The organism is Pseudomonas sp. JDS08PS003, assembly GCF_045013505.1.
Lineage (GTDB): Bacteria > Pseudomonadota > Gammaproteobacteria > Pseudomonadales > Pseudomonadaceae > Aquipseudomonas > Aquipseudomonas protegens_B.
In genome coordinates, this window is record NZ_CP120724.1 from 5,526,021 (window position 1) to 5,541,424 (window position 15,404).

Consider the following 15,404-nt stretch of genomic DNA (forward strand, 5'->3'; position numbering starts at 1 on the left):
TGTCAGCCGACGGCGGGCAAGCGGCCCCGCAAGCGAATGGCCAGCCCGGCCTGCAAGGCAAACGCCAGGACCCCGGTCAGCGGTGCCGAGAAACTGGCCAGGCCGCCCCCCGCCCACATCAGCATCAGCCCCAGGGCCGTGCCACCGAACCAGGCCGTCAGCCCCACCGGGTTGAAGGCCGCCACGCGATCAATCGCCGCCACGTCGGTACGCCCCAACAGAATCTGCGCCAGGGCCACGCCGACCCAGGCCACGACAAAGATCCCCTGATAGGCCAGGGCCTTGAGCAGGTAGGCGAACACATCCGCCAGCATCAGGCCGTAGACGATGATCCCCACCGCCACCGCCCACATCAGGTAGGAACCGCGCAGACCGAAACGACCGAAGAACGCCTGCATGTTCAAGGTCGCCAGGTAGTAGTTGGCGGTGTTGATCCGGGTTTGCGTGGCCCAGACGAACAACAGCCCCCAGAGCCCCATCAACTGCAAGATCGCCATCACCACCGAGACTTCATTGAGCGCGCCGTCATGGGGAATGCTGCTCACCAGGTAGATCCCCGCCGCGCCGTTGAGCAAAAAGGTCACCGCGTAGAACGGCATGCCGAAGCTCCAGCGACCGTGATAAGCGGCGTCTGCCGGCTTGCCGAAACGTGCGTAGTCGAAGGTGAACAGCATCAGGATCCACACCCCCATGTAGGCTACGAAGCAATCCCACCAGCCTGTGCTGCTGGGATTGGCCGGGCCGAAATCCAGCCATTGCGGCTGGTAGCCATAACGGCTGATGGACAGGCCCACGGCGAACAGCAAGCCCCCCAGATACACCGGCAACAGCACACCGTTGAGCTTGTCCAGCCAGTGCTGCACGCTGCCCAGGATCAGCGGCACGCTGTACAGCACCACCACCAGCGCCGCCAGCGGATACAGCAGTTGCGGGTACAGGTGGTTGAGAGCCACGGCGATCACCGACCCTTCGAACACTGCGTAGTAGATCGCCGTGGAGAAGAAAATCAGGGTCGCCAGGCAGGCTCCGGTGCTGCCGAACAACAACCGTGAAAACAGCGCCACCGAGAGCCCGCTGCGCATGGCGAAGCGGCTGAGCACAGTGTTCACCAGGCCATAACTGAGCACCGACAGGAGCATGCCGATCAGTGCATTGCGGGTGCCGTAAGACAGGGCCAGGGAAGCGCCGACGACGATGTAGAACATCGCGCTGCACACCGCCCACCAAGCCATGGTCAGGGACAGTCGTCCCATACGCGCCTCGCTTGGGACGGCAACGCTGGCCGGGTCCTGCCCGGTTTGATTCGATTGCGATAAAGCTGCCATTGGCGTGAACTCCAGAACCAATCAAGGGTTGAAGCGCGGGCAGCCGTCACCGCACCGAAGTGCGGCGTTGGCGTACCTTTTGGCATGGCCCGCGCGATGCGGCGGGCAGAATCAGGAAGGGAAGAGCTTGCTCAGACAGCTGAGCTTTTTCTTATAGGAGCGCCGGGCTTGCAGCGCTTCTTCGAGGGTCACCGCCACAAAGCGGGCCTTCTGGTTGGGCTGCATCTGGCCGATCAGGTCGAGGTCGGCGCTGATCACCGTGCCGATCATGGCGTAGCCGCCACCGGACACCGCGTCCCGGTGCAGGACAATGGGTTCAAGCCCTGCCGGCACCTGGATCGAACCGATGGGATAGCAACTGTCGACGATGTTCGACGGATCGGAACCGGCACCGAACGGCTGCTCCCGCGGCTGGAAGCTCAGAGCGCTACCGCCCTTGAAGCGATAGCCGATGCGGTCGGCTTCCGAACCCACGGTCCAGGGTTCGGCGAAGAAGCTGACCTTGGCCGCGTCGCTCAAGCGTTCGTAGTACAGGCCCGGCACCACCCGCAGGCTGATTTCGCCCCCCAGGGATTGGCGCAACGCCATAGGCAAGCTGGCACCGGGACAGCTTTTGCCGCTGGCGACACCCACCGGCAGCTCATCCCCAGCCGCCAAACGCCGCCCCTGAAAACCGCCCAGGGCGCCCAAGGCATAGGTCGAGCGACTGCCCAGCACCAGCGGCACATCGATGCCACCGGCCACCGCCAGGTAGGCTCGGGCCCCGGCCTTGGGAAAGTCGAAACGCAGCACTTGCCCGGCCTTGACCGCAAAGGCGGTGTCCAGGTGCATGTCCACACCATCGAGTTTGGGCGTCATATGGGCGCCGCAAACCGCCACCAGGGCATCGGCGCTGAACGCAAGCTCCGGCCCGAGCAGCGTGCACTCTAGCCCGGCCGCGCCTGCCGGGTTGCCCACCAACTGGTTGGCCGCGCTCAGGGCGTACTGGTCCAAGGCGCCAGATGGCGGAATCCCCAGGTGATAGAAACCTTCGCGACCCAGGTCCTGCACCGATGTGGCCAGGCCCGGTTTGATGACCTTGATCATGCCAGCACCTCCTGCAGCGACTTGGGATAGCCGACCGGGTCGGCTAGAAAGGCATCCAGGGAAAACTCCACCTCGCGAATACGCAGGTCGAAGCGCCCGGCCTCGACTTCGGCCACCGCTTGATCGTAAGCCTCGCGGTCGATGGGCTTGAACTGCACGATGTCCCCCGGGCGGAAGAACACCATGTGCGCCTTGAGGTAAGCCAGTTGCTGCTGCGGGTCGTAGATGGGGGCCGGAGTGACGCCGAACATCTGGTAGCCGCCGGCACCGCGCACCGAGTAGATGCAGCCGAAACAGCCGCCATGGCCCAGGGTCAGTTTTGGCGTATCGGTGCGCGGCCGCAGGTACTTGGGCACCTGTAACTGCCGCTCACGCTCAACCATCTGGAACATGAACGGCAGCCCGGCAACAAAACCCACCATGGAGACGAACCAGGGCGCACCGCTGTGGGCGGCGATAAAGGCATCGACGTCCGCCAGACCGTTGATCCGCGCTGCGTACTCCAGGTCCGTGGCGCTGGGGTCCTGGTGCCGGTCACGAAAGCGCATCAGGGTTTCATGGGTCCAGGGGTCGCTGTAGAGCACCGGGATCTCGATGATCCGGGTGTGCAGGCTGCGCTCGGCCACCGCCCCGGCCTCGGCCTGCTGCACCGCCTCCAGCAGGGTGTGGGGGGCGATGCGGTCCGGGTCGAAACGGATCTGGAACGAGGCATTGGCCAGGCACACATCCAGTACCCCATCCAACTCCAGGCGCTCCACGGCGCGAGTCACCGCCATGCCCTTGAAGAAGGCTTCCAGGGACATACTGTCGCTGACTTCGGCGAACAGGTGCTCGTCGGCACCAAAGCTGTAGCGGATCGGCTGGCTCATGCGACACCTCCGGCGCGGCGCTCGGCCAGCCAGGTTTCCAGGGTTCCCGTGTGAAAATCGGCCTGCTGCAACCAGGGTTCGGCCAGCAGTTCACGGTGCAGCGACAAGGTACTGGCCATGCCGGTCAGGGTGGTGTGTTCCACGGCCAGACGCGCCCGGGCCAGGGCCTCGCCGCGGTCACGCCCGTGGACGATCAGCTTGGCCAGCAGCGAGTCGTAATAAGGCGGCACAGCATAGCCCGGGTACAAGTGACTATCGACCCGCACCCCCGCCCCTTCTGGCCAGATCAGTTGCTCGACCTTGCCCGGGCTGGGGAAAAAATCCCGCGCCGGGTCTTCGGCATTCAAGCGCATCTGCAAGGCCGCGCCATTGAGCTGGATATCGCTCTGGCGCAGGCCCAGGGGCTCGCCCCCGGCGATGCGCAACATGGCCTGGACCAGATCGATGCCGGTGATCAGTTCGCTGATGGGGTGTTCCACCTGAATCCGTGTGTTCATCTCGATAAAGAAGAACTCGCCGGTGCTGTCGTCGTAGAGGTATTCCAGGGTGCCGGCGCCTTGGTAGCCCAAGGCTTCGGTGAGGCGCACGGCGCTGCTGCACAATTGCTCACGCTGCTCGGCACTGAGGACCGGCGACGGTGCTTCTTCGAAGATTTTCTGCCGCCGCCGTTGCAGCGAGCACTCGCGCTCGAACAGGTGCACTGCGTGTTGGCCATCGCCCAACACCTGAACTTCGATGTGCCGCGCACGGCCAATGAAACGCTCCAGGTACACCGCGCCATTGCCGAAAGCCGTCTGGGCTTCCCGTTGCGCCCGAGGGAACTCCTCGGCCAATTGCGCCGCATCCTGAGCCAGGCGAATCCCCCGCCCGCCACCGCCGGCACTGGCTTTGATCAACAGCGGAAAACCCACGTTTTCAGCGGCCTTGAGCGCGGCGTCCAGGTCGAAGAGTTCACCCGGGGAGCCCGGTACCACCGGCACTCCCGCCGCCTGCGCGGTGCGCCGGGCTTCGGCCTTGTCGCCCATGCGGCGGATGGTTTCGGCGCTGGGCCCGACGAAGATTGCTCCGGCCTTGACCACCGCCTCGGCGAAGTCGGCGTTCTCGGAAAGAAAGCCATAGCCCGGATGCACCGCATTGGCACCGCTGGCCTGCAAGGCACCGAGCAGGGCCTGGACATTCAGGTAGCTCTTGTCGGCCCGGGCCGGGCCAATGATCTGCACTTCATCGGCCATGCGTGCGGCCATGGAATCGGCATCTGCCTCGCTGCACGCGGCAACGGTGGGAATCCCCAGGGCCTTGGCCGCACGAATGATGCGCACGGCAATCTCGCCACGGTTGGCCACCAGTAATTTGTTGATTGATCCAGTCATGCCCCGGCCCTCACTGTTCGAGCGTCGCGACGACCTGACCCGGTTCCACCGGATCACCGTCTTCCACCAAAAAGGCACTGACTTGACCCGCGCTCCCGGCGGTCAGTTCGGAAAACTGCTTCATGACTTCAATCAGGCCGATCACGGTATCGGCGCTGACGGAATCGCCGACCTCGACGAAAGGCGCCGACTCCGGGGTGGCCTTGCGATAGAAGGTGCCCGGCAAGGGGGTGATAACACTGTATTCGGCCATGTCTGTTCCTTTTGGAATAGTTGTAGAAAGGCAGGCAAAAAAATCAAAACCAGATGAAACCCGCGTCTGCGCGCGGTGCTTCGTGTCGATGCGCCTCAGCGCGGTGCGCGCACCTCGATGCCGGCCTGATCCAGCGCCGTGCGGGTGGCCTCCACCAGATCCAGGGCGCCGGGGGTGTCGCTGTGCAGGCAGATGGAGTCGAACTCAAGGAACAGATCCTCACCTTCGACGGTACGCACCAGGCCGGTCTGGCAGGCGCGCAGCACCTTGGCCGCCACGGCCGCCGGGTCCAGGGCGCGCACCTGGCGGGTGAAGACGATGGAACCGCTGAGGTCGTAATCACGGTCGGCGTAGAACTCGCGGATCACCGGCTGGCCGAGCTCCTGGGCGATGCGCCAGATCACCGAATTGGGCATGCAATACAGCAGCAGCTCGGGCTCCAGCTTGCGCAGGTTTTCCACCAGCAACCGCGCCGCTTCCTCGTCCCGGGCCAAGTGCATGTAGAGCGCACCGTGGGGCTTGATGTGTTGCAACTTCACACCTTGCACCCGGGCCATTTCCCGCAGGGCGCCAAGCTGATAGAGCATGTCGTCCACCAGTTCCTGGGCCGGTGCGTTGATGTGCCGGCGGCCGAAACCTACCAGGTCGCGGAACCCCGGATGAGCACCGATAGCGACCCCCAGGCGCTTGGCCTGTTCGATGGTGCGGCGCATGGTACCGGGGTCGCCGGCGTGAAAACCGGTGGCGATATTGGCCGAGCTGATATAGCCCATCAGCTCGTTGTCGACGCCGTCGCCGATGGTCCAGGGACCGAAGCTCTCGCCCATGTCCGAATTGAAATCCACTGCCTGCATCACTGTTGCTCCAACTCTTGTGACTTCGTGCAGTGAAAATTAGAGCGGCCTTGACCCCTTGGGAAGATCTATTATCAGATAGAGCATCTTCTGAAAAACAGATAAAGCTTTGTTAGGAGCGGGCAGCCGGCAGCGAGGTCGCTTTCGCCGGCAAGCCGGCTCCTACAGAGGTGATGGGGAATGGAACATGTCGTTGACCTTGCGCCAGGTGCGCTACTTCGTGGCCACTGCGGAGATCGGGCAGATCTCCCAGGCGGCGATCCACTTGAATATCTCCCAGTCGGCGGTGACCACCGCGATCAAGGAGCTTGAAGCGATGCTCGCGGTGCAGTTGTTCGTGCGCTCGGCCCAGGGCATGAACCTGACCGACGCCGGGCGGCACTTTCTCAACCGTGCCTATGTGATCTTGCGCAGTGTAGAGGATGCGCTGAACAGCCCGCTGCCGGACTACCGGGCCAGCGGTGTGCTGCACCTGGCGGCCAGCTACACGGTGATCGGCTACTTCCTGCCACACCACCTGCAACGCCTGGAGCACTGGCACCCGGACGTCACCATCGAACTCCACGAGCAGGAGCGCCAGGCTATCGAGCAAGGGTTGCTGGAGGGGCGTTTCGACATGGCGGTGGTGCTCACCGCCAACCTGACCCACCCGGACATCGTCTCGGAAACCCTGTTCAACTCCGAGCGCCGGCTGTGGCTGCCGGCGCACCATCGGCTCTGCGAACGGGCCAGCGTCAGCCTGGCGGACGTGGCTGAAGAGCCGTTCATCCTGCTCACCGTCGACGAAGCCGAACAGAGTGCCATGCGCTATTGGGAACAGGCCGGCCAGCAGCCCAATGTGCGGGTGCGCACCAGCTCGGTGGAGGCCGTGCGCAGCATGGTGGCCAACGGCAGCGGCGTGGCGATTCTTTCGGACCTGGTGCACCGGCCCTGGTCCCTGGAGGGCAAGCGCATCGAGACCCTGAGCCTGAGCGACGCGGTGACCCCCATGAGCGTGGGCCTGGCCTGGCACCGCGAACGGACTTTCACCCCGGCGATGCAAGCCTTGCGCGACTACTTTCACGACGCCTTCCTGGCGCCCCAGCAACTCTCGGCCCGGCGCTGAGGTCTTGCCCAGTCTGTAACAGCTACCGAGCCCGTGCAACTGCGAAAAGGGCCACAGGACCTGTAGTGATCCAAGAGCGACGCCGCCTGCCGCAGTGGCTACACACGTTTACTCAAGGGCAGGTCCAGCGTTGCGCGGTGCTGGCGATCTGTCCGGCCAACTGGGCGATGGCCTGTTGATGAGCCTGCACCAGACTGCCCAGTTCGACACCCGCCGGCTGGCGGATCTGACTGCTGCAGGTCAGGCTGCGTGCCGGACCGCCCTCGCCCCGCAAGCGCAGGCTCCAGACCACATCGATCAGCGCGTAACGCCCGGGCAGGGATTCGAAACGCCGCACATCGGTCTGCAACGACAGCACCGGGCGCCCGGGTTGCTTGGGCAAGCCTTCAAGGTTGCGGGTGCCGAGCTTCTGCTCCATCTGGCTGGCCAGGGCGTCGTGGAACTCATCCACCAGGGGCGCGCTCCAGCGCTGGGTTTCCAGGATCGCCAGGGTGCCGCTGTCCTGGCGCACCACCAACTGCGGCTGATCCACCTGGACCGGAATGCGCACCGTGGACATCTCGAACTGCAGGCTTGTGTTGCGTGCCGCAGCGCTGCCTTCAGCCACCGGCGGCATCAGGGTGTAGTAATGGGTAGGCGCAGAGCTGCAAGCGGCAAGTCCCAGGGTCAGGCTCAACAACAAGGCAGGTTTTTTCATGGCTGGGCTTCCGGTGCGGATTCGCGAACAGAGGAGGATGGCGACTGGTAGGCATCCGGTTGGTTGTCTTTGAGGCGACCGCGAATCAACGCTTCAGGATGACGGCCGAGGAAGTCGCTGAGCACCCGCACCGAACGGGCGGTGCGCTGCACTTCCTCCATGGCCTGGCTGAGTTTCTGCCGCTGTGGCGAGTCCTCGGAGAAGCTCTCGTTGGCACTGGCCAGGGTCTTCTTCGATTGCTCCAGGGTGTCGCGCATCTGCGGCAGCACTTGGCCGTTGACCTGTTTCAGGGTCTTCTGCATCTCCGCCAGACTGCCGTCGAGGTTGGCGGCGATGGAGTCGATCGGCAGCTTGCTGATCTTGTCCACCACGGCCTGCAGTTGTTCCTGCAACTTGTCCATGCTGCCCGGGATGGTGGGGATCTCCAGCGGCCGTGCGGCGGGGTTGTAGGCCACCGGCTTGGCGTTGGCGACAAAATCCAGGGAGATGTACAGCTGGCCGGTCAGCAGGTTGCCGCTGCGGGGCTGGGCCCGCAGGCCGTTCTTGACGAAGGCGCCGATCAGTTGCGCGGAGCGGGCGTCGTCTTCACCGCCGGTCTGCTTCACCAGTTTTTCATGGGCCTTGCCCAGGCGCTCGGGATAGATCACCGCCCCTACCAGGGTCGGGAAATACTTGCGCTGTTCGTCGTAGTCCAGGTCCATGGACACCACCTTGCCGATGTTCACCCCGAGGAATTCCACCGGGGCATTGAGCGACAGGCCACGCAGGGCCTGGTCGAAGCGCATGCGGATGTAATAGGGCGCACCGTCCGGCGGGGCCAGCGCCGTATCCTGGTCACCGAACAGGGTGTATTCGGCATTCTCCTCGGCCGGCTTGGCGTTGGGGCTGTACTTGGGTTCGACAAAGGCAATGCCGCCGGCAAGGATCGAGGACACCGACTCGGTGTTGACCTTCAAGCCGTTGGCGCCCAGGGTCACATCCACCCCGCTGGCGTTCCAGAATCGGCTGTCGGTGGTGACGTACTTATCATTGGGCGAGTTGACGAAGATCTTCACGTCCACGCCCTTGCCGCTGTTGGCCAACTGGTAGGACACCACCTGCCCCACCTCGATGCGCCGGTAGTAGACCGGCGAACCGATGTCCAGGGAGCCGAGGTCGTCGGTGTGCAGGGTGAAGCGCTTGCCCTTTTGCCCGTAGGTAATGGGCGGCGGGGTTTCCAGGCCCTTGAAGCTGTCCTTGCGCTTCTCCGACCTGCCGGCATCGGCGCCGATAAAGGCCCCGGAGAGCAAGGTATCGACCCCGGAAACGCCGTTGGCGCCAATGCGCGGGCGCACCACCCAGAACATCGAGTCGTCGGCGGTGAAAGGTTCGGCGGACTGGTCCAGCTCGACCTTGGCCAGCACCTTGCGGCGATCATCGCTCAAGGCGATGGAGGTCACCTTGCCGATCACCACGTTCTTGTACTTGACCTGGGTCTTGTTGGCTTCCAGGCCCTCGGCAGTCTGGAAGCTGATGGTGATTTCCGGCCCGGCCGACAGCGAGTTGTGGACCACCATCGACAGCCCCACCAAAGCCGCGACAATGGGCACCAACCACACCAGCGAGACATTGAAACGCCGCGTACGCAGCGCCGGAGCGCCGGGAGCCGGCTGGGAACCTGCAGTCTTGGAACCTGGATGATCAGACATCTTCAACCTCTACATCCCAGATAAGCCGGGGATCGAAACTCATGGCCGCCAACATCGTCAGCACCACCACCAAACCAAAAAACAGAATGCCCATCCGCGGATCGATGGAACTCAGGGCCCGAAACTGCACCAGGGCCGCCACCAGGGCCACCACCAGAACATCGAGCATCGACCAATAGCCGATCACCTCGATAAAACGGTACAGCCTGGCACGCTCGCGCTGGGCCCAGAGGCTGCGGCGCTGGCAGGTCACCAGCAAGGTGCCGAGGACAAAGAATTTAATGCAGGGCACCACTACGCTGGCGATGAAAATCAACAGGGCAATGTCCCAGGAGCCGTGCTTCCAGAACTCCACCACGCCGCTCATGATGGTGTTTTCACTGGCACTGCCAAAAATACTGGTGTGCATCACCGGCAATAGGTTGGCCGGGATGTAGAAGATCAGGCTGGCCACGAGAAAGGCCCAGGTTCGCGCCAGGCTGTTGGGCTTGCGCGCATGGACCACGGAGTCGCAACGGGGGCACTGGTGCTCGGATTGCTCGCAGACCTGGCCGCAGGTGTGGCAGAGCATCAGTTGATAGTCCCGGGCGTAAGGGGGCGGACTCATCAGTAGCGCCCCTCCAGGTCATCCCAGAGATAGCGGATGTCCTTGCCGGAAATCAGGATGATCAGCACCGTCAGCATGGCCAGGGCCCAGAGCCCGAGGCCAGGGTGCACATCGAGCATGCCTGCCAGCTTGACGATGGCCACCAGAATTCCCAGCAGGCACACCTCGAGCATGCTCCACGGCCGCAGGTGCTCCAGGGCTCGCATGCAGGCCTTGAAGCCTGGCGCGGCGCGATCGAAATTGGCGAACCCCAGCACCCAGCACAGCAGAATGATCTGCAGGCACGGCGCCAGGATGATGGTCAGGCCAGTGATCGCCGCAATCAGGCTGATGCGACCCTGAGCCAAGGCTTCTACCGATTGCCAGAGGGTCGCTTCGTTGCTCAGGCCTTCGAGGCTGATCTTGATCACCGGAAACAGATTGGCGAAGACGAACAACAACCCGGCGGTAATCGACAGGGCGAACAGCTGCTGCACGTTCATGTAGCGGGCACGGGCCAGCACCGCGCCACAGCGCGAGCACTGAGCGGCCTGGCCTTTGCCGAGCGGCACGGATTCGTACAGCGAATCGCAGTGTTCGCAGATGATCCAGTTGCGGGAAATAGTCATGGTCTTCAGATAGTCGGGAGGGCTGCAGGTTCAGTGACGGCCTCCAGCGGACGCACATTTTCAGAAAAACTCGAGGACGGTGTCCAGTTCTGTCTGAAATCAGGTCGCAGACCTCTACGCCATAATAGGCCCCCCGTGGGTTTTCGCCGGCCACAACCTGGGCCGGCGACTATCACCGAGACCTTCGGCTCAATGAGCCAGACGCTGTTGCAGCCACTTGTCCCGCAGTACGTCGTAGGTCCAGTGGTAGAGGTAGGTGTAGGGCAGAAAGAACAACAGCACGCCGATATCGAGGATGAACGCCTGCAACAGGCTGATATTCAACCACCAGGCAATCAGCGGTACACCCACCGCCACCAGACCGCCTTCGAACAGCAGGGCATGCAGGACCCGGGTCCAGCCATTGTGTGCAAGCTGCAGACGCTTGAGCAGACGATCGAACAGACCGTTGAACACCACGTTCCAGATCAGCGCCAAAAGGCCGATGCCGATAGTCACCAGGCCCATGTCAGCCATGGGTTTGTCCATGATCCAGGACAGCAGCGGCGTGCAGATCAGCACGGCCAGCAGTTCAAAACCTACAGCCTGGAAAATACGTTCGGTAAGGGATTTGTGCAGGCTCATTGCCGTGCTCCTTGAGTGAATGTGTTGGCGATCTTCCAGGATCAGGCCGATACTTCATAATCAATAACCATCGACCAAGGCGATAGTTCATGGCCTCACACGAAGTGCTGCTGGCGTTCGTCCAGGCAGCGACCCAGGGTTCCTTTTCCGCCGCCGCCCGCAAGCTGGGCAAGAGCCAGTCCACCATCAGCGCGGCGGTGGCCAGCCTGGAAATCGACCTCAATGTGCAGTTGTTCGATCGGGCCAGTCGCAAGCCCGGCCTGACGCCCGCCGGGCATGTGCTGCTGCAGCGCGCGGAGGAGATCCTTGCGGCCACCAGCCGCCTGGAAATGGCCGCCAGCCAATTGTCCCGGGGAGTCGAGGCGAAACTCACCGTGGCCCTGTCCGACACCTATCAGTCGGATCGCTTTGAAAGCTGCCTGAGCGCCTTCGAGCAGCGTTACCCGGACCTGGAACTGGAATGCCTGATCGCCGAATGCGAAGACCTGATCGCTCTGGTGCAAAGTGGCCGGGCGCACATCGCCTTTGCCGAGATGCAGGCCGATTACCCGGCGGACCTGGAACACAAGACCCTGGATGAACAGGGTGAAATGTCCCTGTACGTATCCCGCAAGCATCCTCTGGCCCGACTGGAGCACGTCGATCAGGAAGCCCTGCGCCAGCACCGAGAACTGCGCCTGGCAACAGTGCTCAACCCCTACGACAGCCGCACCCAGGGACGGGTCTGGTCAGCGCCCAGCTACCTGATGCTGCTGGAAATGGCCCAGGGCGGTTTTGGCTGGGCGCCGTTGCCGAGCTGGCTGGTGGACGGCTTTGGCGCCGGTAAATTGCAGGAACTGAAAGTACGCGGTTGGCCGCGCACGGTGGCGGTGGATGCCCTCTGGTCGCGCCTGCATCCGCCCGGGCCGGCAGGGAGCTGGCTACTGGGGCGGATGCTGGAGTGAGGCAGTTCGAGTCTGCGCCCCTGTAGAGCGCCCCTGCAAAACTACACCGAGCTGGGGGCCAACTGGGCCAGGCGAGCTTCGAGAAAACGCCGTTCCGGAGCTTGCCGGGTCAGGGCCAAGGCTCTTAGGTAGGACTCCCGCGCCGCCTCGACCTGCCCCAACTGCCGGCAGAAGTCGGCATGGGCGGCGTGGAGCAGATGGTAATCCTGCAAGTCGCCACGCCGCACAATGGCCTCCACCTGCTCCAGGCCGACCGCGGGGCCATCACGCTTGGCCAGGGCCACGGCACGGTTGAGTTCGATCACCGGCGAAGGCTGCAGCCGCAGCAAAACGTCATACAGACCGACGATCTGCGGCCAATCGGTCTGTTCGGCGCTGGGAGCCTCGGCATGCACCGCTGCAATCGCCGCCTGCAGGCAATAGGCCCCGCCGTGTCCGCTGCGCAGCCCGCGCTCCACCAGGGCACAGCCTTCGTCCATCAAGGCCCGCTGCCACAGGGAGCGGTCCTGCTCATCCAGCAGGATCAACTCGCCAGTGCTGGAGAGTCGCGCCCCACGTCGGGACTCGTGCAACAGCATCAGGGCCAGCAGGCCCAGTACTTCCGCCTCCGGTAACAGTTCCAGGAGCAGGCGTCCCAGGCGTATCGCTTCACGGGTCAGGTCCTCACGGGTCAACTCGGCCCCCATGGACGCCGAATAGCCTTCGTTGAACACCAGATAGATCACTCGCAAGACACTGTCCAGGCGCTCGGGCAACTCGTCCAGCGCCGGTACCTGATAGGGAATCCCGGCGTCGCGGATCTTCGCCTTGGCGCGCACGATACGCTGGGCGATGGTGGCCGGCGTGACAAGAAAGGCCCGGGCGATTTCCTCCGTGCTCAGGTCGCAGATTTCCCGCAGGGTCAGCGGCACCTGGGCGTCTGCCGCCAGCGCCGGGTGGCAACAGGTGAAGATCAACCGCAGGCGATCGTCTTGCACGTCCTCACCGCTCCAGTCGTGCTGTTCAAGTTGCTCCAGCTGGTTGACCAGCGCCGCCTGGGAAGCGGCGAAACGCGCCCGTCGGCGCAAGGCATCGATGGCCTTGAAACGTCCGACGGACACCAGCCAGGCCCGAGGATTGTCCGGCACGCCGTCCCCTTGCCAACGCTCCACGGCGACAAAGAAGGCCTCGTGCAAGGCCTCTTCAGCCAGGTCGAAATCCCCCAGCAGGCGGATCAGGGTGGCGAGAATGCGCCGCGATTCCTCGCGGTAGACCCGCGCCACCAGGACCTGCACGGCCTCACCGGATTGACCCGGCATCAGTCCGGCATGCCTTGGGTCACCAGGGCCACCAGACGCTCCAGGCTCTCCCCCCACCCCTGATGAAAGCCCATGGCTTCGTGGGCCTGCCGATCGGCTTCACTCCAATGCATGGCGCGGGCGGTGTAGAGCGTCTTGCCGTCCTGCTCCTCGAAGGTCACTTCAGCGGTCATGAACGGCTTGCCCGAAGGAATCCAGCCAGGCACATAGGCATCGGTGAACACCAGGCGCGACGGTGCCTGGATCTCCAGGAACACCCCCATGGTCGGGTATTCGGTGCCGTCCGGCGCCCGCATCAAAGTGCGAAACTGGCCACCGACCCACAGGTCCATTTCACACTCCGGGGTGGTCATGCCGTGCGGCCCCCACCATTGCGCCAGCAACGCCGGCTCGGTCCAGGCGCGAAACACCTTGGCCCGTGGCGCATCGATCAAGCGGCTGATGGACAGTTCATGCTCGGCGGCCTGGCGGCCCACTGTTGAAAAGGTCATTGGCAAACTCCTGCTTATGCTTGTTATCAGGGATTGAGTTCACGCACCGGACGCACTTCGACACTGCCGACCCGGGCCGCCGGAATGTTCCCCGCCACCTGGATCGCTTCATTCAAGTCTCTGGCCTCGATCAGGTAGAAACCGGCCAGTTGCTCCTTGGTTTCGGCGAACGGACCATCGGTGATGGAGAGCTTGCCGCCACGCATGCGCACCGTGGTGGCGGTCTGTATCGATTGCAACGCCTCGGCGGCAAGCATCCGCCCGCTGCCCTGGACCGACTCGGCATAGGCCAGGCACTCGGCGTCCTTGGGGCTCTCGGGCAGGCTGTGCAACAACTGTTCATCGCTGTAGACCAGACAGAGGTATTTCATGGGTGTCTCCGGGTTCGGGCTGATCAACTATGGTTGCTGTTTTGTCCTTTGGCGAACCGCCCGATCATCAGGGTTGCAGATCGAATCGGGTGGTCCCGGTCAGCATGTCGAACGGCGCCGACCAGTGTTCATGCACCACCTGCCATTGCCCGCCGCGCAGCTCATAGGCGGCGCTCACCCGCATCCAGCAGGCCTTGGTCTGCCCTTGGGCATCGGTGCCCCCGCAATGGGCCAGCCAATGGGCGAACGCCAGCTCCTCGGCGGCCCGCACCCGCAGTTGGTGGAACTCGAAGATGCCCGGGCCCGGGCAGGCCTGCATGCAGGCTTGCCAATGTTCACGGTAGGCGGCCTTGCCCGAATACTGCAGGGCGCCGACGGCGTCGAAAGAGACAATGTCCTCGGCGTAAAAACTGACGATACGCTCGATGTCCCTGGCGAGCACCGCCTGCTGCCAATGGTCGATCAGGCTGCGGATCTGCGCTTCACTGGATGGGTTGTGCATGGCAAAAACTCCTCAAGGGTGGAATCAACCGGCACCGGGCAGCCCCTGCAAGAGCGCACTTGAATGCTCGGTTCACCCTTAGTCGTCTGGCCACCCAGACAATCGACAACCTCGACAAAAAATTTTCCCGCTGAATCAAAATCGCTAGAATCCGCCCCCTTCCCTCCCCTGGACAGTCTCCCCAGTGACCACTCGTCTCGTGCCTTATGAACAGCTCGACAGCCATCAGCGTGCCCAACTGCTGAGCCTTGAAGTACGGCCTGAACAGAGGGCGTTTTCCGGGGATATCCATGGCGCCCTGTACACCCTGGGCAACGCACCGGCAGGCGCCATCAAAGGCTTCGCCCTGCTCAGCGACGAACGGCCGGTGGCTTTCCTGCTGCTCAAGCACGCGCCTTGCCTGCCGGCCTGGGCCGAGGCCGACCACGCCACCCTGCACGCTCTGCAAGTGGACCTGCCGCTCCAGGGCCAGGGACTGGGCACCGCCTGCCTGCAAGCCCTGCCTGGCGCCGCGCTCCAGGAGTGGCCGCAGCTCAAGGGCCTGATGCTGGCGGTGGATGCCGACAACCAGGCCGCACTCCAGCTCTATCTCAAGCTGGGCTGGGTCGAAAATGGCCAGGCCTGCAAAGGCCGGATGGGATATGAGCGCAGGATGGTTCTGGCGTTTTGAGTTCAGCACTTCAACTCAAGGGCACTCCTGCTTGGCAGCCCC

At 63.5% G+C, this 15,404-nt stretch carries 18 protein-coding genes; 3 read left to right on the forward strand and 15 right to left on the reverse strand.

Translation table 11 applies throughout. The features are described 5' to 3' along the window. Window positions 1–2: 2 nt before the first annotated feature. The 6 genes from P7C00_RS24430 to P7C00_RS24455 form a co-directional block, all read right to left on the reverse strand. Window positions 3–1,253 (reverse strand): purine-cytosine permease family protein, encoded by a 1,251-nt coding sequence (locus P7C00_RS24430; RefSeq protein ID WP_404937514.1) that lies wholly within the window; start codon window positions 1,251–1,253, stop codon window positions 3–5. A gap of 183 nt (window positions 1,254–1,436) precedes the next feature. Beyond that, window positions 1,437–2,411 (reverse strand): biotin-dependent carboxyltransferase family protein, encoded by a 975-nt coding sequence (locus P7C00_RS24435; protein ID WP_404937515.1) that lies wholly within the window; start codon window positions 2,409–2,411, stop codon window positions 1,437–1,439. Then, the gene (locus P7C00_RS24440; protein ID WP_404937516.1) at window positions 2,408–3,280 is read right to left on the reverse strand and encodes an allophanate hydrolase subunit 1; all 873 of its coding nucleotides are present in this window, start codon (window positions 3,278–3,280) and stop codon (window positions 2,408–2,410) included. Before P7C00_RS24440 ends, P7C00_RS24435 begins: the two co-directional genes overlap by 4 nt. Then, window positions 3,277–4,650, reverse strand: coding sequence for an acetyl-CoA carboxylase biotin carboxylase subunit (locus P7C00_RS24445; protein ID WP_404937517.1), 1,374 nt, complete (start codon window positions 4,648–4,650; stop codon window positions 3,277–3,279). The genes P7C00_RS24440 and P7C00_RS24445 overlap by 4 nt, the downstream gene beginning before the upstream one ends. Before the next feature lie 10 nt (window positions 4,651–4,660). Then, entirely contained in the window at window positions 4,661–4,903 is a 243-nt protein-coding gene (locus P7C00_RS24450) for an acetyl-CoA carboxylase (protein ID WP_011062806.1), read from the reverse strand. A gap of 95 nt (window positions 4,904–4,998) precedes the next feature. Further along, the gene (locus P7C00_RS24455) at window positions 4,999–5,757 is read right to left on the reverse strand and encodes a 5-oxoprolinase subunit PxpA (protein ID WP_404937518.1); all 759 of its coding nucleotides are present in this window, start codon (window positions 5,755–5,757) and stop codon (window positions 4,999–5,001) included. Window positions 5,758–5,944: 187 nt separating this feature from the next. On the opposite strand from P7C00_RS24455, the gene P7C00_RS24460 reads away from it, so the two are divergent. Next, entirely contained in the window at window positions 5,945–6,862 is a 918-nt protein-coding gene (locus P7C00_RS24460) for a LysR family transcriptional regulator (RefSeq protein ID WP_123726221.1), read from the forward strand. Window positions 6,863–6,974: 112 nt separating this feature from the next. Here P7C00_RS24460 and P7C00_RS24465 read toward each other — a convergent pair whose 3' ends face one another. The 5 genes from P7C00_RS24465 to P7C00_RS24485 all read right to left on the reverse strand — a co-directional run bounded on the left by P7C00_RS24465 (window position 6,975) and on the right by P7C00_RS24485 (window position 11,086). Further along, window positions 6,975–7,559: a PqiC family protein gene (locus tag P7C00_RS24465; RefSeq protein WP_346632362.1), complete on the reverse strand. Its 585-nt coding sequence runs from the start codon at window positions 7,557–7,559 to the stop codon at window positions 6,975–6,977. After that, window positions 7,556–9,247, reverse strand: coding sequence for an intermembrane transport protein PqiB (locus tag P7C00_RS24470; protein WP_404937519.1), 1,692 nt, complete (start codon window positions 9,245–9,247; stop codon window positions 7,556–7,558). Before P7C00_RS24470 ends, P7C00_RS24465 begins: the two co-directional genes overlap by 4 nt. Further along, entirely contained in the window at window positions 9,240–9,854 is a 615-nt protein-coding gene (locus P7C00_RS24475) for a paraquat-inducible protein A (RefSeq protein WP_346632364.1), read from the reverse strand. Before P7C00_RS24475 ends, P7C00_RS24470 begins: the two co-directional genes overlap by 8 nt. Further along, window positions 9,854–10,462 (reverse strand): paraquat-inducible protein A, encoded by a 609-nt coding sequence (locus P7C00_RS24480; RefSeq protein ID WP_207166411.1) that lies wholly within the window; start codon window positions 10,460–10,462, stop codon window positions 9,854–9,856. Before P7C00_RS24480 ends, P7C00_RS24475 begins: the two co-directional genes overlap by 1 nt. A gap of 189 nt (window positions 10,463–10,651) precedes the next feature. Then, complete coding sequence (locus tag P7C00_RS24485; protein WP_346632365.1) at window positions 10,652–11,086, reverse strand: multidrug/biocide efflux PACE transporter; 435 nt, start codon at window positions 11,084–11,086, stop codon at window positions 10,652–10,654. Between the two features lie 89 nt (window positions 11,087–11,175). Between P7C00_RS24485 and P7C00_RS24490 the strand changes: the two genes are divergently transcribed. Then, window positions 11,176–12,030, forward strand: coding sequence for a LysR family transcriptional regulator (locus P7C00_RS24490; RefSeq protein ID WP_346632366.1), 855 nt, complete (start codon window positions 11,176–11,178; stop codon window positions 12,028–12,030). A 41-nt stretch (window positions 12,031–12,071) separates the two neighbouring features. Here the strand turns inward: P7C00_RS24490 and P7C00_RS24495 are convergent, their stop codons facing one another. From P7C00_RS24495 to P7C00_RS24510, 4 genes are all read right to left on the reverse strand, one after another. Further along, on the reverse strand, window positions 12,072–13,328 hold the full coding sequence (locus P7C00_RS24495; protein WP_346632367.1) for an RNA polymerase sigma factor: 1,257 nt from the start codon (window positions 13,326–13,328) through the stop codon (window positions 12,072–12,074). Beyond that, window positions 13,328–13,819 carry an SRPBCC family protein gene (locus P7C00_RS24500; protein WP_346632368.1) on the reverse strand — a complete coding sequence of 164 codons (492 nt, stop codon included), beginning with the start codon at window positions 13,817–13,819 and terminating at the stop codon, window positions 13,328–13,330. Before P7C00_RS24500 ends, P7C00_RS24495 begins: the two co-directional genes overlap by 1 nt. Window positions 13,820–13,845: 26 nt before the next feature. After that, window positions 13,846–14,190: a YciI family protein gene (locus P7C00_RS24505; RefSeq protein ID WP_346632369.1), complete on the reverse strand. Its 345-nt coding sequence runs from the start codon at window positions 14,188–14,190 to the stop codon at window positions 13,846–13,848. 67 nt (window positions 14,191–14,257) lie between these two features. After that, entirely contained in the window at window positions 14,258–14,692 is a 435-nt protein-coding gene (locus tag P7C00_RS24510) for a YybH family protein (RefSeq protein ID WP_404937520.1), read from the reverse strand. A gap of 184 nt (window positions 14,693–14,876) precedes the next feature. Here P7C00_RS24510 and P7C00_RS24515 point away from each other — a divergent pair, with 184 nt between their 5' ends. Next, window positions 14,877–15,362 (forward strand): GNAT family N-acetyltransferase, encoded by a 486-nt coding sequence (locus P7C00_RS24515; RefSeq protein ID WP_404937521.1) that lies wholly within the window; start codon window positions 14,877–14,879, stop codon window positions 15,360–15,362. Window positions 15,363–15,404: the final 42 nt, after the last annotated feature.